The sequence below is a fragment of the Klebsiella sp. V115_8 genome (assembly GCF_029967715.1).
Taxonomy (GTDB): domain Bacteria; phylum Pseudomonadota; class Gammaproteobacteria; order Enterobacterales; family Enterobacteriaceae; genus Klebsiella; species Klebsiella quasipneumoniae.
On record NZ_JASCAR010000034.1, the window covers coordinates 68,762 to 87,887 of the forward strand.

The following is a 19,126-nucleotide window of genomic DNA, read 5'->3' on the forward strand; positions in this document are numbered from 1 at the left end:
CAAAAGCCAGAAATGATGGGATTTTCACAAATTCAATAAAACCAGCGACGCGGCGGCCGCTGGTTGAGGGAACTGGCTTAGAGGGCGAGGAAAACCCCGGCGATGGTGGCGCTCATCAGGTTAGATAGCGTCCCCGCCGCCACCGCACGCAGCCCAAGCTGGGCGATATCCTGACGCCGGTTGGGCGCCATCCCCCCGAGGCCGCCAATCAGGATGGCGATCGATGACAGGTTAGCGAATCCGCACAGCGCGAAAGAGATAATGGCTTTAGTGTGATCTGAAATAACCTGCAGCCCGGCCGCCGCCACCTCGGCGTCCGCCTTCAGATACTCGCCAAAGTTCATATAGGCCACGAACTCGTTAATGATCAGCTTCTGGCCGATAAACGATCCCGCGACCGTCGCTTCGTGCCACGGCACGCCGATCACCCACGCCAGCGGTGAGAAGACCCAGCCGAGGATCATCTGCAGCGACAGCTCCGGATGGTTAAACCAGCCGCCGACGCCGGACAGAATGCCGTTCAGCAGGGCGATCAGCGCGATAAACGCCAGCAGCATCGCGCCGACATTGAGCGCCAGCTGCATACCAGACGCGGCGCCGGAGGCGGCGGCGTCCAGCACGTTGGCCGGTTTATCCGCGTCAGCGCTCTGGCGGTCATGAGCCGGGTTATCGTCCGGCTTTTCCGTTTCCGGTACGATAATTTTGGCAAACAGCAGTCCACCCGGCGCCGCCATAAACGACGCGGCAATCAGGTACTCCAGCGGAACGCCCATCTGCGCATAGCCCGCCAGCACGGAACCTGCCACCGAGGCCAGGCCGCCGCACATGACCGCAAACAGCTCCGAGCGGGTCATAGTGGCGATATAAGGACGCACCACCAGCGGCGCTTCGGTCTGACCAACGAAGATGTTCGCCGTGGCCGACAGCGATTCGGTGCGCGAAGTCTTCAGTACCGCCCGCAGCGCGCCGCCGAGAATGCGAATGACCAGCTGCATAATGCCCAGGTAGTAAAGCACGGCAATCAGCGACGAGAAGAAGACGATCACCGGCAGCACGCGCAGGGCAAAGACAAAGCCGCCGCCGCCAAACACCTCGAACATTTTATCGGAGACCAGCCCGCCGAAGATGAAACCGATCCCTTCATTGCCATAGGCAATTACGCGGGCGACGCCGTTCGACATCGCTAACAGCGCCGAGCGCCCGGCCGGTACATACAATATCAACGCGCCGATACCCACCTGGATTATCCAGGCGCCGAGCACAGTACGCAGGTTAATGGCTTTTCGATTATTGGAGAGCAGCACAGCAATGGCCAACAGCGCCACCATGCCGATAAGTCCCATGAGGATTTGCATACAGATTCCCTGTGTTTTGATAGTCCAGCACTAACGGCGTGATTATATCGGCATGAAACTATCCTGCCTGCCAGGCTTCACACATTTTACGCAAATCAATGATATGGATGAACAATTATGAGAATTCGATCACCATACAGTGGCGGAGGGCAGGGAAAATAAGGCGAGCGTGTTGCGCATTATCCCTTCGGCTATGGCTGCCGGCGGCTCCGACCGGAGTTCGCACAGGGCGTCAAATACCCGCGCAGCTTGCTCCGGGCGATTGGGCTGTCCCTGGAAGCCATTGAGCGGCATATCCGGGGCATCGGTCTCCAGCAGCAGGGCTGAAAGCGGCAGACGCGCCATCACCTCGCGGGTTTTGCTGGCGCGGGGATAGGTAATGGTGCCGCCAACGCCGATCTTATAGCCAAGCTGCACGAAACGCTCGGCCTGCTGCAGGCTGCCGGCGAAGCCATGTACCACCCCGGTACGCGGCAGGGCATGTTTTTTCAGCAGCATCGCCAGCTTATCGTGGGTGCGTCGGGAGTGGAGGATCACCGGCAGATCGTAACGCTTCGCCAGACGCAGCTGCGCTTCCAGCAGCGCCTGCTGACGATCGAACTGCGGCTCGTCGCGATAGAGATCGAGACCAATCTCCCCCACCGCCACCAGTTTTGGCGGGCGCTGCGCCAGCGACGCCTCCAGTTGCGCCAGCCCCTCATCGGTGTGCTGCTCGATGACAATCGGATGCAGGCCCAGCGCGGCATACAGCGCCTCGTGCTGCGCCGCCAGCGCCAGCACGCGGCTAAAACGCTCAGCGGAGATGGCCGGAACGATAATTCGCCCGACGCCGGCCTGCGCCGCACGCGCCAGGCTGGCGACCTCATCTTCCGCGAAGGGGGGAAAATCGAAGTGGCAGTGGGTATCGATAAAACGGTGCGTCACGCCAGATCCTCATGATTAAAGCTTGCGTCATTGGCCTGCGGCGCAGCGATGATGGTCGCCTGCGGCGCTTCATTGGCCACCGGCACCGGCGGCACCACCACCGGCGCAGGCCGGGCGATACGCGGCGCGTGGCGCAACAGCGGCGGCCGGTCGGCCAGCAGTTTACCCACGGTGGCCAGGAAATAACGGCCGCACTGGCGTCCGGTTTTGTAGTCCTCCAGCAGCGCCGGCAGTCGGCTGCCAAGCGCCATGCTGCGCAGCGGCCGCTGGGGATAGATTTCGAAGATCCGCAGTTTGCCGGGCGGTTTTTCGATGAACTGCTGGATGGCGCGATAGGTGGTTTCGTGATGATGCACCAGATTGACCAGCGGCTGCAGGCTGCTCTCCCCCAGCCAGCGCTCCATCCGCTTAAACCACTCCGGGGTGTAAAACATCTGCGAAGGGACAGTGCGGATCACCACGATAGTCTGAGCGCCGCGGCGGGCCGCCTCCTGTACCGGGATCGCATCGCTGACGCCGCCGTCAAGGTAGCTAACGCCGTCAAGCAACACGCCGCTGCGGTAAAAACCGGGGATGGCGCTGGAGGCGCGGATCAGATCCAGCCAGGTTTGCGGCGTCGGTGAAAAATAGCTGGCGGAGTAATCGTCGCCGCGACAGGCGCACATCCACAGCTCTTTGCCCAGCGCGAACTGCGTTTCGGCATAGTTCATGGCCAGCGGCATCTGCTGCGAGGTGGCCTCCACCAGCCAGTCGAGATCGATAAGGTTGCCGCCGCGCACAAAGCGCATCGGATCGAAAAACTGGCGTGAGGTGGTGTAGCGTGTGATGACTTTGCGGGCATAGCCTTGCTGATTACACATGTAAGCGGAGAGATTTTGCGCCCCCGCGGAGGTCCCCAGCATGAGGTCAAAGGGGTTAAATCCGGCGCGCATGAATTCGTCCAGAACCCCGGCGGTGAAAATCCCTCGCTGTCCCCCGCCTTCACACACCAGCGCCAGCTTGCCTGGTCGGAAGGGTTTAACCGCCAGCGGGGCGATATTGCCCAGCGTAACGGGAATGCGTTGCCCCACCCTGCTTTCCTGTTCGATTAGTCTTCTCCTGACAAGGTAACGCAATTTGCCCATCGCTTAAACCGCGAAAGCCAGTCCGCAGGACTGGCTTTGTGTAAGACGACGTGTCAGTAAAAACGCTCAGGCTTCAGCATCGCCCGGATTGTTGTCCCTCTACGGACGTCTGCGTCCTGTAAACAGGCTCACCAGGAACAGGATAATCCCGACGACAAAGACGATTTTCGCGGCGCCAGCGGCAGTACCCGCCAGACCACCAAAGCCCAGGGCCGCAGCAATTAATGCAATGACCAGAAAAATAATTCCCCATCGAAACATACTTTTCTCCTTACCATAATGGACGGTGAACAGCGGTTTGCGCACCCTTTCTGGAAAGCTCATCGCTCAGTGGGTGCTGCTATTCGTTCGGCAACCTTGGCCAGACAACACTTTTGTTAATAACTCGATTTACTTCACGCTAAGATCGTTGCGGACGCTTTTCACACCGGAAACCGCTTTCGCAATCTCTGCGGCGCGTTCAGCCTGCGCCGCGGAAGCCACCGTACCGGTCAGATGCACTGCGCCGGCGTTAGTTTCGACTTTCACATTGCGCGAAGGGACAATGTCATCCGCCAGCAGCTTAGCCTTCACTTCGCTGGTAATAGCGGTGTCCCCGGCATAGCCTTTCAGCGTCGCCGTCTCACTCGACGATTTGTGCTTCACCGTCAGCTTGTCGTTGACCTGAGAGACGCCTTCGACCGCTTTTGCCACGCTCAGCGCCTGACTTTTCTGTTCAGCACTGGTGACGTCGCCGCTGAGGGTGACCACTTTGTTTTCCGTTTTCACCGAAATATCGCCGGAGTTAATATCTTTATGGTCGATCAGCGCCGCCTTTACCCGTGCGGTAATAGTGCTGTCGTCCATAAAATCGCCGACTTTATTAATCGAATTGTCTACCGCCTCTCCCGCATTGCTGGCAGCTGACTTCGCACTGTCTACCGTTGTTTTTTCCGTCTCTGCCGAGGCGTTCAACGCGGCTAAGCCTAAGAAGAGCGCCAGCAACATATTGGCATTCTTTAGTCTGGTCATCGTGATGTCCTCGTTTTTTCACCAGCGCTGGCGTCTTATCGCAGTGAATTACGCCAGCATTTTTAAAAACACGAATTAAATATAGTAGACAGGCGAAGGGGTTGCGGAGGATATGGATAAAAAACAGACGAATTAGCGGCGTTTTAAGAACTTTCCAGAAGGAGGGAAGCGCGGGCGGAAGAAGAAAAAAGCGCGGCCTGCGCCGCGCTTCGTCAGGGATTAGTGCTCGCGCGTTTTGCGGAACACCACGTCAGGATAACGCTCCTGCGTCAGGTTCAGGTTGACCATCGTCGGGGCGATGTAGGTCAGGTTATCGCCGCCATCCAGCGCCAGCTGAACTTCGTTTTTACGTTTGAACTCTTCGAATTTCTTCACGTCAGTGGATTCAACCCAGCGCGCGGTGGCCACGTTGACCGATTCGTAAATCGCTTCCACGTTGTATTCGCTTTTCAGGCGCGCCACGACGACGTCAAACTGCAGCACACCCACGGCGCCGACGATCAGATCGTTATTGGCGATCGGACGGAAGACCTGCACCGCGCCCTCTTCAGAGAGCTGAACCAGCCCTTTCAGCAGCTGTTTCTGCTTCAGCGGATCCTTCAGGCGAATACGACGGAACAGTTCCGGTGCGAAGTTCGGAATACCGGTGAACTTCATCATCTCGCCCTGGGTGAAGGTATCGCCAATCTGAATGGTGCCGTGGTTATGCAGGCCGATGATATCCCCAGGATAGGCTTCTTCAACGTGCGAACGGTCGCCGGCCATAAAGGTCAGCGCGTCGGAGATCACCACGTCTTTACCGATGCGCACCTGACGCAACTTCATGCCTTTCTCATATTTACCTGACACCACGCGCATGAAAGCCACGCGGTCGCGGTGTTTCGGGTCCATATTGGCCTGAATTTTAAACACGAAGCCGGTGAACTTCTCTTCCGTCGCGGTGACTTCACGGGTGTCGGTGTTACGCGGCATCGGCGCCGGCGCCCACTCCACCAGGCCATCCAGCATATGGTCAACGCCGAAGTTACCTAACGCGGTCCCGAAGAACACCGGGGTGATTTCCCCGGCCAGGAACAGATCTTTATCGAACTCGTTCGACGCGCCCTGCACCAGCTCCAGCTCGTCGCGCAGCTGCTGCGCCAGATCTTCCCCCACCGCCGCGTCGAGATCCGGGTTATTGAGCCCCTTCACGATGCGCACTTCCTGGATGGTATGGCCTTTACCGGTCTGATACAGGTAGGTTTCATCTTTGTAGAGATGATAGACGCCCTTGAACAGCTTACCGCAGCCGATAGGCCAGGTAATCGGCGCGCAGCCGATTTTCAGCTCGTTCTCCACTTCATCCAGCAGCTCCATCGGATCGCGGATATCACGGTCGAGTTTGTTCATAAAGGTGAGGATCGGCGTATCGCGCAGACGGGTGACTTCCATCAGCTTACGGGTCCGATCTTCGACGCCTTTTGCCGCGTCAATCACCATCAGGCAGCAGTCCACCGCCGTCAGGGTACGGTAGGTATCTTCCGAGAAGTCTTCGTGCCCCGGGGTATCCAGCAGGTTCACCAGACAGTCATGATAGGGGAACTGCATCACCGAGGTGGTGATCGAGATACCACGCTGCTTTTCCATTTCCATCCAGTCGGATTTCGCGTGCTGGCTGGAGCCACGACCTTTTACGGTACCGGCGGTCTGAATCGCCTGTCCGAACAGCAGCACCTTTTCGGTGATGGTGGTCTTACCGGCATCCGGGTGAGAAATAATGGCAAAAGTGCGGCGTTTGGCCACCTCTTGCAGATAAAGAGACAACGTCATAATTAATCTTCTAAGTAAACGCGGCCATGAGCCACGCATGTGGAATACGAAAAATTGCGGCTATTTTACCCATCAACGGGGGGGAGGCAATCAGTGTTTACACAGGAGCTGCTCCAGTTCGCTTAACGAGGTCACCGTCCAGTCCGGCTCGAGGTCCGCCGGCAGCTCGCGCTGATGCGCATTGAGCCAGCAGGTCGCCAGTCCGGCATTCACGCCGCCGCGAATATCCGACTCGGCGGTATCGCCGACCATCAGCACCCGCGAGCGCGGTGGGTTACCCGCCTGCGCCAGCGCGTAATCGAAAATGCGCGCGTCCGGTTTGGCGACGCCCACTTCCTCAGAAATAATCAGCAAATCAAAGTGATCGCGTAAACCGGTCCGCTCCAGACGAGTCTGCTGCAGCGAGGTAAAGCCGTTGGTAATGATGCCCATCTTGACCTTGCCCTGCAGCGCGTTGAGCAGAGAGACCGCGCCCGGCAGCGGCGCACAGATTTCCGCCATCGCATTCATAAACGCGTCGTTGAGTTCCCCCGGCGGCACATTCAAACGTTCCGCCCAGCTGTCAAAGCGCTGGTGCTGCAGCTGCAGCGAGGTGATGGCGCCGTTCTGGTAATCCACCCATAGCGGCTTATTCACGGCCTGATAGTCCTGAAAATCTTCGGCGGTAAAGGTCACGCTGTAGTCGAGAAACATCCGCTGCAAGCCGCTGAAAGAATCAAACGTAAACAGCGTTTCATCGGCATCAAAGAAAATCCAGTCCCATTTCATCGTATCACCTTGTCTTACATACTGATTGGCAGAGCCATAATAATGGCGTCTTCGCGCCCGTCGGCCGTCGGGTAGTAGTTGCGGCGAATCGTCGCCTCATTGAAGCCTAAGCTTTCATACAGCGCGATAGCGGCAACGTTGGAGGCGCGCACCTCCAGCCATAGCGTGACGACGCCGAGCCTTTCGACTTCGTCAATGACGTGTTCCAGCAGCGCTCGCCCCAGGCCACGGCGCTGGTAAGCGGGATCGACCGCGATATTGAACAACGTCGCCTCATCCAGCACCACTTGCGTAATGGCGAACGCCGCCATTTCGCCATCCACCGACAGCTGATAGTTACGATAGCGTTCCCCCTGGTTACTGGCCAGGGTCTGTTCGCTCCACGGGAAAGCGTGGGCGCGGGTTTCGATTTGCCAGGCTCGGGTTAAATCAGCCGTGCTGAGGATAGAAATCGTGTTCATGTGCGCAGATTTGTTGCCAGAGCGCCCTGCGAGCCGGCGCGCTGGTCTGGAGTTCATCAAAAGCGGGGGTGGACACCTGGGCGCCCGCCAGCGGCAGCGACGCCTCTGTGCCCAACCGCCAGCTGTTGCAGCGGCTGTCCTGCGGCAGCATCGCCACCCGCTCCGGGGTCAGCTGCAGGACCTGATCTGGCGTCACGGCCAGCGCGCGCAATACGTCGCCAATCAGCGGCTCTGTCAGCGACGGCGGGGTTTCCGCCACCATCACCAGACGAATATGTTCAGGAAGCGAGATAGCGATTTCGCCCTGCAACGCCCCCGGTCGGCGCAGCGACCACTGGGTAATGCCCAGCTGCTGTAGTTGCCAGTCTCGTCGGGATGTCATAGCGAAACACTCCTGTTAAACAAGCGCGCAATATAGCAAATCCGTCGTATCTGCGCCAACAAACTACTATAATCGGCGCCAGTCTTAATGAAGGAGTGTTTCATGTCCGCTTTTACCCCGGCAAGTGAAGTCTTGCTGCGCCACAGTGATGATTTCGAGTCCGCCCGCGTTCTGTTTGCCGGTGACCTGCAGGATGACCTGCCTGCGCGTCTGGATACCGCGGCCAGCCGCGCCCATACCCAACAGTTCCACCACTGGCAGGCTCTCAACCGCCAGATGGGAGACACCGTCAGTTTTAGCTTAGTGGCTGAGGCCGCTGACGTCGCCGAATGCGACACCCTGATCTACTACTGGCCAAAGAATAAACCAGAAGCACAGTTCCAGCTGATGAACCTGCTCTCTCTGCTGCCGGTGGGAAGCGACATTTTCGTCGTCGGTGAAAACCGCAGCGGCGTCCGCAGCGCGGAGCAGATGCTGGCTGAATACGCGCCATTAAACAAAGTGGATAGCGCCCGCCGCTGTGGCCTCTATCATGGCCGACTGGAAAAGCAGCCCGCCTTCGACGCCGATGCCTTCTGGGGCGAATACACACTGGATAATCTGACGATTAAAACCCTGCCAGGCGTCTTTAGCCGCGACGGGCTGGACGTCGGCAGCCAGCTGCTGCTCTCCACCCTCGAGCCGCATACCAAAGGGAAAGTGCTGGACGTCGGCTGCGGCGCAGGCGTGCTGGCCGCCGCGCTGGCCAGCCATTCGCCGAAAGTGCGCCTGACCCTGTGCGACGTCAGCGCCCCTGCGGTAGAAGCCAGCCGCGCGACGCTTGCCGCCAACGGCCTGGCTGGCGATGTGTTTGCCAGCAACGTCTTCTCCGAGGTCAATGGTCGCTTCGACATGATCATCTCCAACCCGCCATTCCATGACGGGCTGCAGACCAGCCTCGAAGCCGCCCAGGCGCTGATCCGCGGCGCGGTTCGCCATCTGAACAGCGGCGGCGAGCTGCGCATTGTCGCCAACGCCTTCCTGCCGTATCCGCAGGTGCTGGATGAGACGTTCGGCTTCCATGAGGTGATCGCCCAGACCGGACGTTTTAAGGTCTATCGCACCATCATGACCCGTCAGGCGAAAAAATAGTCGCCTTCTCACGCCGGCGGCCCGTTTCTGGTACCGCTGGCGCTTCCTGCGGGCAAATCCGCCCATTTTTGCAGCAATCGATACAACCTGCATAATTAACTATTGACGTGTCGCCGAAAACCACTAGAATGCGCCTCCGTGGTAACGATACTTTCATAGTGTCGATGGTATGCGAAGGTGGCGGAATTGGTAGACGCGCTAGCTTCAGGTGTTAGTGTCCTTACGGACGTGGGGGTTCAAGTCCCCCCCCTCGCACCAATATTCTTCCCTCTCCCGGCGTTATCCCCTCAGTTTGATATCCACAAGCATCAGCATTATTCCACCAACCAGTGCAACGCACGATGGCAGCAGAATAAAATGGCGCAGTTGACGATGCCATATCATCGCCGCGGACATCAGCATGCCCACCGCGACCAGCGTCCGCCATACGTCAGCCGACACCCCGGCATACCCGAGAGCGACAATCAGCGCGCCGGGAACGATGACTCCCCAACCGCTTCCTAATGCTCGCTGCAGCATGGTTTCACCTCTCACAACGATAATGATAACCAATATCATATGATAACTTTTATCATTTGTCATTTGCGATGTGCTCTGCGCCTTATTCTTTACGTTCGCGGTAATGACATACATTCATGAAGGTGATAAATTAAGCGGATTATCGATATATATTAAATATTTTTCTTATTTTGCAAATAACCTTTTTTTGCACATTGTTATCAGACTCTTCATTTTTGGCTTTCATCATTTTGAAATTTAACGACTAATAATGATTCTTCCGATATGACTGCACAAACCTGGCGAGCACACTACGCACAAAAATATCAATATTCCTTACGGCTTTTTTTACTGCTTAATTTCATTTCATCCTCTCTGTCGCTGGTCACCCCCCTATTTACGGTAGTTCGTTTTACGCTGCCTTGCGCCCTGATCGTGGCCTGCAGCGGGTTGCTGCTGCTCTGGCACTGGAAATGGCCGCAATCGAAAATAAATATTCCCGCTATCTCGTTGTTATTTGGCATGCTATGGGCATGGCACGTAGTGACAAAGGCGATGCTATTGACACCGCCGCATTTTAACTTTCTGGTGATCGCCCTATTAAGCATTCTGTTTATCGGCACCATCGCTTTTTCCAATAATATCACTGCCTTTACCCTCCACTCTTTACCGACTTTCCTTGCCTGCCTGATAATGGCGGAGGGGGAACAATGGTTGCGCATGACTTACTGTTTTATGCTGCCTATTGCCGGTATTACCCTGCAAAATATTATCCAGAAGCGCAGCGATGCCTTCACACAAGGATTAATGGATAAACTCATGCAGGAACGCAACACCCTCAACGATCTCAGTATGCTGGATCCTCTGACCGGTTTGTATAACCGCCGCGGACTGCAGAATCGCCTCGATACCCTGCTGGCGCTGGACGGCGACAACCACTTCGTGCTGCTCCTCGATATCGATCATTTCAAAGCCTATAACGATCACTATGGTCATATGATGGGCGACCAGGCGCTCATTCGCGTCTCTGCTGCTATTCGCAACGCCGTACGCTCGCGCGATATTGTCGCCCGCTTTGGCGGAGAGGAGTTTATGGTGCTGCTGACCAACAGCAGCGAAGAAACGGCCTGGCAGGCTGCCGAACGTATTCGGCAGCGGGTCTATGACCTGAAAATCCCGCATATGTTTAATGAGAGCGTCGCCACCAACGTGACCATCAGTATTGGCCTGACGCCGCTCATTGATGACAATATTGAGCAAGCGCTGGCGCGCGCCGACGGCGCACTCTATGACGCTAAGAATAAAGGCCGTAACATTATTCTGGCCAGTTAACCTGCGCGCGCCGCGGCATCGTGGCGCCGACAAAATTCTTGCCATGCCGCCTGCAAACAACTAATATCAGGAATCATTATCATTTAGATTTGTATCTGGAAATCGAATGGCCTGGCGTTCCCTTCCTCTCAGCGATGAACTTATCTGGCGGGCCCCTTTGCCGACGGCTGAGCGCGCCCTGGCGGAGAGTATTCGGGAAAAAATCGCCACCCTTCGCCCCCATCTGCTCGATTTCCTGCGCCTGGATGAATCCGCTCCAGGGCACGCTTTGACGCTTGCCGAGTGGTCGCGACCCACCGCCTTACGCTCCCTGCTGGCCACTTATTCCGATCATATCTATCGTCATCAGCCAACGCTGACACGGGAAGCAAAACCTCTGCTCTCGCTCTGGGCGCAATGGTATATCGGTCTGCTGGTGCCGCCGCTGATGCTGGCGTTGCTCAATGAACCACAGGGTCTCAGCCTGGCGCCGGAACATTTCCACGTCGAATTTCACGAAAGCGGCAGGGCGGCCTGTTTCTGGATTGATGTCCATAGCGATGCCGGTATTGAAAGACTGTCACCGCTGTCGCGAATGGATGCCCTGGTGACGCGCACCCTGCAGCCGGTTATTGAGGCGCTGGAAGCCACGGGCGAGATCAATGGCAAACTTATCTGGAGCAATACTGGCTATCTGATTAACTGGTATCTTGGGGAAATGCGCGCGCTGTTGGGGGATGAGCAGCTTGCCGCCCTGCGCCAGCACTGTTTCTTCGAAAAACAACTCGCCGATGGTCAGGATAACCCACTATGGCGAACGGTTGTGCTGCGTGAAGGACAGTTAGTCCGACGCACCTGCTGCCAGCGCTATCGCCTGCCGGACGTCCAACAGTGCGGCGACTGCACGTTAAAATAACGCCCTGTCTACAATAAGCAACGGGCGGCCTGTGGCCGCCCGGTCACTATTTATGCGGTCTGCTGACTCTCCTGCTCCGCCCGTTCAGCCTCTTCCGCTTCCTGAGCAAGCAGCTGCTTCTCATACACCTTAAAGAACGGGAAGTAGATAATCGCCGACACGCAGGCCAGAACGATGACCAGAATCGCCGCCCGGAAATCCCAGCCCAGCGCCCAGGCACCGCCAATCGGCGCCGGCGCCGTCCACGGTACCACGGAGATGACGCGGCCAATCAGATCCAGCTTCATTGCCGCCCAGGCCAACACTGCATTCACCATCGGCGCCAGCAGGAACGGAATAAAGAACACCGGGTTCATGACGATAGGCGTCCCAAAGATGACCGGCTCGTTAATGTTAAACAGGCTTGGCACCACGCTTAAACGCCCAATGGAGCGCAAATGCGCTGAGCGGCTGCGCAGATAGCAGAACACCAGCCCCATGGTGGCACCGGAACCTCCGACCACGATAAAGAAGGTCCAGAACGCCTCCATAAAAATATGCGGCAGAGGCGCGCCCTGGGCCAGCGCCTGCTGGTTCATACCAAGGTTGGTCAGCCAGAACATCTGCAGCATCCCGGAAACGATCGCCGCACCGTGAATCCCGGCAAACCACAGCAGGTGGCCGATGAGGACCGCCAGCAGGATCGCCGGCAGGGAATCGGCTGCCGAAACCAGCGGTTTGAAAATTGCCATAATGGCCTGCGGGATCAGCATGTCAAAATGGTGCTGAATAAACAGGCTCAGCGGATAGAGCGTCAGCACAACCACCAGCACCGGGATCAACAGATCAAAGGAATTTTTGATCATCGGTGGGACCTGATCCGGTAGACGGATACCGATATTATGCGCCTTGAGAAAACGCATCATCTCCACACAGTAGATCGCCACCAGAATGGCGGTAAAGATCCCTGTTCCGCCGAGGCTATCCACCGGCAGCGTGCCATTCGTCTTCGGCGCGGCAATCAGTAAAAAGGCCATGATCGACAGCATCGCGCACATAAAGGGATCGAGCTGATTGGATTTCTCGTAGTGCTTACCGAGGTTATAAGAGATTGCCGCGCAGATGTAGATCGACATGATCCCCATCGTCATATCAAAGGGGGTCAGAATGCGCCCCTCAAACTCTTTTGCCAGATCCAGCCAGGCGCGGGCAAAACCCCAGGTGGTATCCGGGGAGAAAGGAGGATAAGCAAACACCAGCAGGAACGATCCGACGATCATAAACGGCATCGCGGAGATAAAACCGTCACGGATAGCCATGACGTGACGCTGCGATGAGATCCGCCCTGCTATGGGGCTTATGTAATTTTCTACAAAGCGAAATATCAAATTAAACGCAGCATGGTTAGCAGACATAGTAGCCCTCCTGACAGGCTATTGATACTGGCCCAACAACGATTACCCTGCCGTTACGATGACCGCTTATTGATGCAGCACGCCGCGGGTGGATTACCGGCTATACTGCCCATAACACAACGATTCATACACGGCTCTTTTGTTATAAATAAAAGGAGAAGTGACTGTTCCAGTATTCATCTCAATGCAGATAACCGCAACCGGTTACTGTAACCGGTTACGGTGAATGTGAAGGAGATCGACAAAATAGAAAGAATCTGGATTGTCCGCGCTGATATTTACACTCCGCCAGGCTTGTGACAGATTTAACCAGCCTTAAATCAGGAGAATCCAATGAGTCTGCAGTCTGTACGGCAGTTTTTTGCCGAACACGCCCCCGATATCGAAGTTATTGAGTTAAACCAGAGTACCGCCACTGTGGCGCTTGCCGCTGCCGCGCACAACGTTGAGCCGGGACAAATAGCCAAAACGCTGTCGCTCAAGATCAAAGATAAGATTGTACTGATCGTCGCCAGGGGCGATGCGCGGCTGGATAATAAAAAGCTGAAAGAGACCTTTGGCGCAAAAGCGCGTATGTTGAGCAGCGACGAGGTGGTAACCTGGACCGGCCATCCGGTTGGCGGCGTGTGCCCGTTTGGTCTGGAAAATCCGCTGGCCGTCTTCTGTGACGTCTCGCTCAGGCACTATCAGGAGGTGCTACCCGCAGCGGGAGCTATTCACAGCGCCGTTCGCATTGAACCAGAACGAATGGCGCAGCTCACCGATGCAACATGGGTAGACGTATGCATATAGCCGCGTTATGCCACCTGTTTAACGGCGCTGGTCGGGCCGCTTATCGGTAAATGCAGCAAGATATCCGCCGCGTTTAATAAACCAATGTCAGAGCGAACCCCGAGCTTGGTCATGGCGTTGAATTTATGCGCGCGGATGGTTTTAATGTTCCGGTTCAGCTGCACCGCAATTTCCGCAAGCGAATATCCCCACGACATATACCGAAGAATCGCGTGCTCCGTCGGGCTTAGCGGATCGTTGCATGCCTCTCTGCCGCAAAAGTGCTCTTTGCCGGCGAGGGAATGATTATCCAGCAGCTGTAACAAATGCTCCTGCAATCCGCGTCGCGGCGCGGATTTATTTAATATACCCTGCAGGCAGGCCGGCATTAAATGGCCGATCAGACGCATTTCGCTTTCATTATTAGCCAGAATAATCGTTTGTACTTCCGGTCGGATCCTCGCCATTTCGTGAAGAAAAAGCAGGCTCTCGGCTCTGGACGAACGACTCCCCGAAAGTGAAAAGATGATTGCTGACCATGGGAACGACGTTTCCACCGCCCTGAGCAAATTGATATTTTTAAAAAAATGAATGCGGTATTGGCTGCTCTCTTCACGGCTAAAGGTATAGCGCCAGGCCATTTCCGTCATCACACATTTTTCTACGATGGCGACATGACGGGTTGTGCTATTTTTTTCCATTCCATTTGTTCCCCGTAAGCTGAATTGATATTCAGCTCTTGCATTCCCTGCGCACTGTTGATCCAGGCATACATTTCAGCGTTGCTGCGTAGCGATAAACGACGCATTGCGCTATTTTTCTGCGCGCTAATCGTCTTATTACTCTTTTTCAACAGCGCGGCGATCTGGTTAATTCCCCATCCCTTCGCCAGAAGGCGCAGAACTTTCCGCTCTGACAGGGTCAGCATCGCCGCTGAGTGGTAGCTAGCGAAATCGCTGTCCACATCCCCGGTAAACAACGTACGGCTAATCTGCTCAGCCGCACGGCTACCGGCGCAAATCACCTCAATCAGCCGGTCAACCGGCTCGTTCTCGGAGATCAGCGAGCTTTCGGGACGAATTAAAAGCTCAACGGCTAATGGATAGAGGCTGTCGCTGACCATAAAAACCCAGTGAATATCTCGATACTGGGTCATGAGGGAGTAATAACGCTCGCAAACGGCCCGGGGCTGCGCAATCTCGCCGGAGATATCCGCAACGACCAGCACCGCTCGCCGCAGTTGTAAAAGGGTGAGCTCATCATGAGTGCGACAAAAACTGAGTTCGTAATCCGGGAGGTTCTCATTGAAGATCACCTTTAACCCTGACTGCATGACGGGGATTTTACTAATAACGACGCCAAACTTACCTTGTCCTGGTAACATAACACCTCCGCTTCCTGTCGAAGTTTCTTCGCTTGCCCGCAAACGATCGGCGAGTGACTCGATCGCCATACCATTTACTGGATGAATATTAAAAGCATATTCATGGCCCGCGTACACGATATACTGCATGACCGAACCGTGGTCATATCAAGTAAATATTATTCCTGTGTATACTTGCGATGAATATTAGCACAGACGCCCTGCGCTAATAAATTAGAAAAGATAAAACCATTATTTAGCAAAAATAATTTCAGGCATGAACATTATGAAGCATTCTCTTTAATTGCCTCTCTAAATGCTTTAGGCGACATACCGCTATAGCGGCGGAAAAAGCGAGAAAAATAGGCGGCGTCGCTAAAGCCCAAATAATCAGAGAGTTGCGTTATCGTCATGCGGGTGTATTGCAGATTACGCCGCGCCTCAAGCATCAGTCGCTGATGCAATACCCCAAGGGCGCTACAGCCATAGAACTCGCGACATAAATAGTTTAAATGCGTGACCGACAGCCCAATCAACTTCGCATACTCCGCCAGCGGGAGGTGCTGCCGGTAGTGGCTCTCAATAAGCCGGGAAAAATGACGCATCATACTGCGCTTTCGCTCCGCTTTATCTTCCGCGGGCGGTGCGGGGCGGCACTGCCGGTTCAGCCAGGCCAGCAGCGTCCCCAGCAGTGAGTAAAGCATCATTTCCCGGGCATCATGATCGGCACTGTACTCCTCGCGAAGCGCTGAAAACAGCGTATGCATACGCCCCCGGGAACGCCCAACCGGCAGACACTGCGCAACGCTAAGCACATCCAGCGGTCGGCCGAACTGATTTTCAAAACGGCTCAGCAGCGGCAGCGCCAGGGAGAGCACAAATCCGTGCGTTCCGGGTGAGAAATGAAAGCCATGAATGCAGAGGGCGGGCACCACCTGGATGCAGGACTCCGTCATCACCGAGGTGGTGCCTTCAATTTCGATCTCCGCCCGACCTTTGTGCAGATAGAGGAGCTGGACCATTTCGGCATGCTGGTGGACGCGAATATGCCACTGATACAGGCTGCTGCGCTGCAAAATCGACTCGCAGTGCAGCAGGTCCGGCGTCGGCCAGCCGCGCTCCTCGCCATACAGCTTAAATACCGGAACAGTTTGGACGGGCGGCATAGTGACTCCTGTTCAGTCAGACGACACGCTCCATGGGCAGGCCCACGTAGTTTTCCGCGATAGTGGTCAGCCCGGCGCGCGAACCCAGATAGTAGCGGCGATCGGCCTCCTGCATTTTGGCGTCGAACTCGCTCTGCTGCGGAAAATCGTGCAGCAGGCGGGTCATGAACCAGCTAAAGCGTTCCCCTTTCCAGACCCGATCCAGCGCCAGTCGCGAATAGGTCGCCAGCAGATCGCTCCGGCCGTGATGGTAGTATTCACGCAGGATCCGCCACAGATAGTTCACGTCCGATGTCGCCAGGTTCAACCCTTTAGCGCCGGTCGGCGGTACGATATGCGCGGCATCCCCCACCAGGAACAATCGCCCATATTGCATTGGCTCCACGACGAAGCTGCGCAAGGGAGCGATGCTTTTCTCAAGTGAGTGACCAGTCACTAACTTTGATGACAGATCCTCCGGCAATCGGCATTTCAACTCCTGCCAGAAGCGTTCGTCCGACCAGTCCTCCACCTTATCGCTCAGCGGAACCTGCAGATAGTAGCGGCTGCGAGTAAGTGAGCGCTGACTACATAAAACGAATCCCCGCTGATGATGCGCATAGATCAGCTCCGGATTGACCGGCGGCGTATCCGCCAGCAGGCCTAACCAACCGAACGGCCAGACGCTCTCGTAAGTCTTGAGGATGTCAGCGGGAATACTTTGCCGCGACACGCCATGGAACCCGTCGCAACCGGCGATAAAGTCACACTCCAGGCGGCAGAATTCACCTTCGCTAAGATAGGTGATCGTCGGCCGGTCGCTTTTTGCGTCATGGATAGTCACTTCGCTGACGCCGTACACGATCGGCGCGTCGCTGGCGGCCCGGGCAGCCATCAGATCGCGGGTCACTTCAGTCTGGCCGTAAACCATCACGCTCTTGCCGTCGGTCAGCTCGCTCAGTGAGACGGGCACCCGCTGGCCGTCAAAGAGAAACTCCACCCCATGATGCACCAGGCCTTCGATATCCATCCGCTGCGCCACGCCCGCTTCACGGAGCAGATCGACGGTACCGCTTTCCAGAATTCCCGCACGGATACGCCCCAGCACATACTGCGGCGTTTGACGCTCAAGAATGACCGTGTGGATCCCGGCGTTGTGCAGTAGCTGCCCCAGCAGCAGCCCGGAAGGGCCAGCGCCAATAATCGCGACCTGTGTTTTCATAGGATTGTCTCACTTTTGCAGGGTTAATTATTTGTATAATTTTTGTTTAATAAAAGTGCTTTCCTGCATTTTTGATAAGTCAGACGGGAAAAAGAAGGGATGAATGGCGACAAAAATTGCACTTTTCACCAAACTGGCAAAAGTGTGGGACGCTTCAAATTCCGCCACCCCGGCGGACGGGAGATTTTTGCACATTATTTGATCCCACCCCCCTCAGCCGCCCCGGCGCTTCAGGTTAAAGTATCGGCAGATACCAGGCGTCGCGGACAGCAGAGGAAATATGCAGGTTGATCGGGCACAGCAGCGGGCAATCACACGATTATGCATCCAGTGTGGTCTTTTTTTGTTACAGCACGGCGCCGAAAGCGCGCTGGTGGAAGAGCTTTCAACGCGTCTCGGGCTGGCGCTGGGGATGGACAGCGTCGAAAGCGCCATCTCCTCCAACGCTATCGTCCTGACCACCATTAAGGATGGCGAATGTCTTACCTCAACGCGTAAGAATGTCGACCGCGGCATTAATATGCATGTGGTGACGGAAGTGCAGCATATCGTGATCCTCGCCGAGCATAAGCTGCTGGACTATCGCGACGTCGAGAAGCGCTTCGCGCAGATTAGGCCCCTGCGTTATCCCCGCTGGTTGCTGGTGATCATGGTGGGCCTCTCCTGCGCTTGTTTCTGTAAACTGAATAACGGCGGCTGGGATGGAGCGCTGGTCAGCTTCTGCGCCAGCACGGTGGCCATGTACATTCGCCAGGTGCTGACCCACCGTTCTATGCATCCGCAGATCAACTTCTGCATCACCGCCTTTGTGGCCACCACGATCTCCGGGCTACTGCTGCGCCTCCCGACCTTTGCCAGCACCCCGACCATTGCCATGGCCGCCAGCGTCCTGCTGCTGGTCCCGGGCTTTCCGCTGATCAATGCCGTCGCCGATATGTTTAAAGGGCATATAAATACTGGCCTCGCCCGCTGGGCGATCGCCAGCCTGTTAACCCTTGCCACCTGCATTGGCGTAGTGATGGCAATGACCGTATGGGGGCTGCGGGGATGGGCATAATTTCGTTTATTTTCGCACTGGCGGAAGACATGCTGCTGGCGGCGATCCCTGCCGTCGGGTTTGCGATGGTCTTTAATGTCCCGCAGCGCGCCCTGCGCTGGTGCGCGCTGCTGGGAGCCATCGGCCATGGTTCGCGCATGGTCATGATGAGCGCTGGTTTTAACATTGAATGGGCCACGTTTCTCGCCGCCCTGCTGGTGGGCTGCATCGGCATCCAGTGGTCGCGCTGGTATCTGGCGCATCCGAAGATTTTTACCGTCGCCGCCGTGATCCCGATGTTTCCCGGTATTTCCGCTTACACCGCGATGATCTCCGCGGTAAAAATCAGCCATTTTGGCTATTCTGAAGAGATGATGATTTTGCTGCTGAGCAATTTTTTAAAGGCCTCTTCGATCGTGGGCGCCCTCTCCATTGGCCTGTCGATACCCGGTCTGTGGCTGTATCGTAAGCGCCCTCGCGTCTAACCCCGGCGTCGCGGCAGAGC

General features: G+C 56.1%; 22 protein-coding genes and 1 tRNA gene. 8 read left to right on the forward strand and 15 right to left on the reverse strand.

All coding sequences use genetic code 11. From position 1 onward, the window contains the following. Window positions 1–77 precede the first annotated feature (77 nt). The 9 genes from QLG03_RS15995 to QLG03_RS16035 form a co-directional block, all read right to left on the reverse strand. Window positions 78–1,355 carry a NupC/NupG family nucleoside CNT transporter gene (locus QLG03_RS15995; protein ID WP_032452383.1) on the reverse strand — a complete coding sequence of 426 codons (1,278 nt, stop codon included), beginning with the start codon at window positions 1,353–1,355 and terminating at the stop codon, window positions 78–80. Window positions 1,356–1,484: 129 nt separating this feature from the next. Then, window positions 1,485–2,279 (reverse strand): metal-dependent hydrolase, encoded by a 795-nt coding sequence (locus tag QLG03_RS16000; RefSeq protein WP_032452382.1) that lies wholly within the window; start codon window positions 2,277–2,279, stop codon window positions 1,485–1,487. After that, window positions 2,276–3,349, reverse strand: a complete 1,074-nt coding sequence (locus QLG03_RS16005) for a patatin family protein (RefSeq protein WP_023291890.1) — start codon at window positions 3,347–3,349, stop codon at window positions 2,276–2,278. Before QLG03_RS16005 ends, QLG03_RS16000 begins: the two co-directional genes overlap by 4 nt. Before the next feature lie 153 nt (window positions 3,350–3,502). After that, window positions 3,503–3,664, reverse strand: coding sequence for a DUF1328 family protein (locus tag QLG03_RS16010; protein ID WP_002887716.1), 162 nt, complete (start codon window positions 3,662–3,664; stop codon window positions 3,503–3,505). 129 nt (window positions 3,665–3,793) lie between these two features. Further along, entirely contained in the window at window positions 3,794–4,414 is a 621-nt protein-coding gene (osmY, locus tag QLG03_RS16015; protein ID WP_032454796.1) for a molecular chaperone OsmY, read from the reverse strand. A 219-nt stretch (window positions 4,415–4,633) separates the two neighbouring features. Further along, complete coding sequence (gene prfC / locus QLG03_RS16020; RefSeq protein ID WP_255989572.1) at window positions 4,634–6,223, reverse strand: peptide chain release factor 3; 1,590 nt, start codon at window positions 6,221–6,223, stop codon at window positions 4,634–4,636. 90 nt (window positions 6,224–6,313) lie between these two features. Beyond that, window positions 6,314–6,991 (reverse strand): pyrimidine 5'-nucleotidase, encoded by a 678-nt coding sequence (gene yjjG, locus QLG03_RS16025; RefSeq protein WP_023291888.1) that lies wholly within the window; start codon window positions 6,989–6,991, stop codon window positions 6,314–6,316. Window positions 6,992–7,005: 14 nt separating this feature from the next. Beyond that, the gene (gene rimI / locus QLG03_RS16030; RefSeq protein ID WP_044525302.1) at window positions 7,006–7,452 is read right to left on the reverse strand and encodes a ribosomal protein S18-alanine N-acetyltransferase; all 447 of its coding nucleotides are present in this window, start codon (window positions 7,450–7,452) and stop codon (window positions 7,006–7,008) included. Continuing rightward, window positions 7,421–7,834 (reverse strand): DNA polymerase III subunit psi, encoded by a 414-nt coding sequence (locus QLG03_RS16035; protein ID WP_004886506.1) that lies wholly within the window; start codon window positions 7,832–7,834, stop codon window positions 7,421–7,423. Before QLG03_RS16035 ends, rimI begins: the two co-directional genes overlap by 32 nt. 102 nt (window positions 7,835–7,936) lie before the next feature. On the opposite strand from QLG03_RS16035, the gene rsmC reads away from it, so the two are divergent. Both rsmC and QLG03_RS16045 read left to right on the forward strand, forming a co-directional pair. Further along, the gene (gene rsmC, locus QLG03_RS16040) at window positions 7,937–8,965 is read left to right on the forward strand and encodes a 16S rRNA (guanine(1207)-N(2))-methyltransferase RsmC (protein WP_255989576.1); all 1,029 of its coding nucleotides are present in this window, start codon (window positions 7,937–7,939) and stop codon (window positions 8,963–8,965) included. Window positions 8,966–9,136: 171 nt separating this feature from the next. Beyond that, window positions 9,137–9,223: transfer RNA gene (locus tag QLG03_RS16045), tRNA-Leu, on the forward strand. A 21-nt stretch (window positions 9,224–9,244) separates the two neighbouring features. On the opposite strand, the gene QLG03_RS16050 is transcribed toward QLG03_RS16045, so the two are convergent. After that, window positions 9,245–9,484, reverse strand: a complete 240-nt coding sequence (locus QLG03_RS16050) for a DUF1435 domain-containing protein (protein ID WP_023291884.1) — start codon at window positions 9,482–9,484, stop codon at window positions 9,245–9,247. 70 nt (window positions 9,485–9,554) lie between these two features. On the opposite strand from QLG03_RS16050, the gene QLG03_RS16055 reads away from it, so the two are divergent. The 3 genes from QLG03_RS16055 (at window position 9,555) to fhuF (ending at window position 11,690) form a co-directional block, all read left to right on the forward strand. Continuing rightward, complete coding sequence (locus tag QLG03_RS16055; protein WP_072096669.1) at window positions 9,555–9,725, forward strand: hypothetical protein; 171 nt, start codon at window positions 9,555–9,557, stop codon at window positions 9,723–9,725. Between the two features lie 23 nt (window positions 9,726–9,748). Further along, window positions 9,749–10,795, forward strand: a complete 1,047-nt coding sequence (locus tag QLG03_RS16060; protein ID WP_023291883.1) for a GGDEF domain-containing protein — start codon at window positions 9,749–9,751, stop codon at window positions 10,793–10,795. Window positions 10,796–10,901: 106 nt separating this feature from the next. Next, window positions 10,902–11,690: a siderophore-iron reductase FhuF gene (gene fhuF, locus QLG03_RS16065; protein WP_023291882.1), complete on the forward strand. Its 789-nt coding sequence runs from the start codon at window positions 10,902–10,904 to the stop codon at window positions 11,688–11,690. A gap of 50 nt (window positions 11,691–11,740) precedes the next feature. Here the strand turns inward: fhuF and QLG03_RS16070 are convergent, their stop codons facing one another. Next, a complete protein-coding gene (locus tag QLG03_RS16070) occupies window positions 11,741–13,084 on the reverse strand; it encodes a PTS cellobiose transporter subunit IIC (RefSeq protein ID WP_002887650.1) in 1,344 nt (447 codons plus the stop codon). 333 nt (window positions 13,085–13,417) lie between these two features. On the opposite strand from QLG03_RS16070, the gene QLG03_RS16075 reads away from it, so the two are divergent. Beyond that, window positions 13,418–13,876, forward strand: coding sequence for a YbaK/EbsC family protein (locus QLG03_RS16075; RefSeq protein ID WP_049013385.1), 459 nt, complete (start codon window positions 13,418–13,420; stop codon window positions 13,874–13,876). 5 nt (window positions 13,877–13,881) lie between these two features. Here QLG03_RS16075 and bglJ read toward each other — a convergent pair whose 3' ends face one another. The 4 genes from bglJ to pobA all read right to left on the reverse strand — a co-directional run bounded on the left by bglJ (window position 13,882) and on the right by pobA (window position 17,585). Next, a complete protein-coding gene (gene bglJ, locus QLG03_RS16080) occupies window positions 13,882–14,556 on the reverse strand; it encodes a DNA-binding transcriptional activator BglJ (RefSeq protein WP_032454790.1) in 675 nt (224 codons plus the stop codon). Next, a complete protein-coding gene (locus QLG03_RS16085; protein WP_044525327.1) occupies window positions 14,517–15,239 on the reverse strand; it encodes a LuxR C-terminal-related transcriptional regulator in 723 nt (240 codons plus the stop codon). Before QLG03_RS16085 ends, bglJ begins: the two co-directional genes overlap by 40 nt. A 263-nt stretch (window positions 15,240–15,502) precedes the next feature. Further along, window positions 15,503–16,384: a helix-turn-helix domain-containing protein gene (locus QLG03_RS16090; RefSeq protein WP_023291878.1), complete on the reverse strand. Its 882-nt coding sequence runs from the start codon at window positions 16,382–16,384 to the stop codon at window positions 15,503–15,505. A gap of 16 nt (window positions 16,385–16,400) precedes the next feature. Further along, window positions 16,401–17,585, reverse strand: a complete 1,185-nt coding sequence (pobA, locus tag QLG03_RS16095; protein WP_255989582.1) for a 4-hydroxybenzoate 3-monooxygenase — start codon at window positions 17,583–17,585, stop codon at window positions 16,401–16,403. 280 nt (window positions 17,586–17,865) lie between these two features. Here pobA and QLG03_RS16100 point away from each other — a divergent pair, with 280 nt between their 5' ends. Both QLG03_RS16100 and QLG03_RS16105 read left to right on the forward strand, forming a co-directional pair. After that, window positions 17,866–18,642, forward strand: a complete 777-nt coding sequence (locus tag QLG03_RS16100) for a threonine/serine exporter ThrE family protein (RefSeq protein WP_004886474.1) — start codon at window positions 17,866–17,868, stop codon at window positions 18,640–18,642. After that, window positions 18,633–19,106 carry a threonine/serine exporter gene (locus QLG03_RS16105; protein ID WP_004886472.1) on the forward strand — a complete coding sequence of 158 codons (474 nt, stop codon included), beginning with the start codon at window positions 18,633–18,635 and terminating at the stop codon, window positions 19,104–19,106. Before QLG03_RS16100 ends, QLG03_RS16105 begins: the two co-directional genes overlap by 10 nt. Window positions 19,107–19,126: the final 20 nt, after the last annotated feature.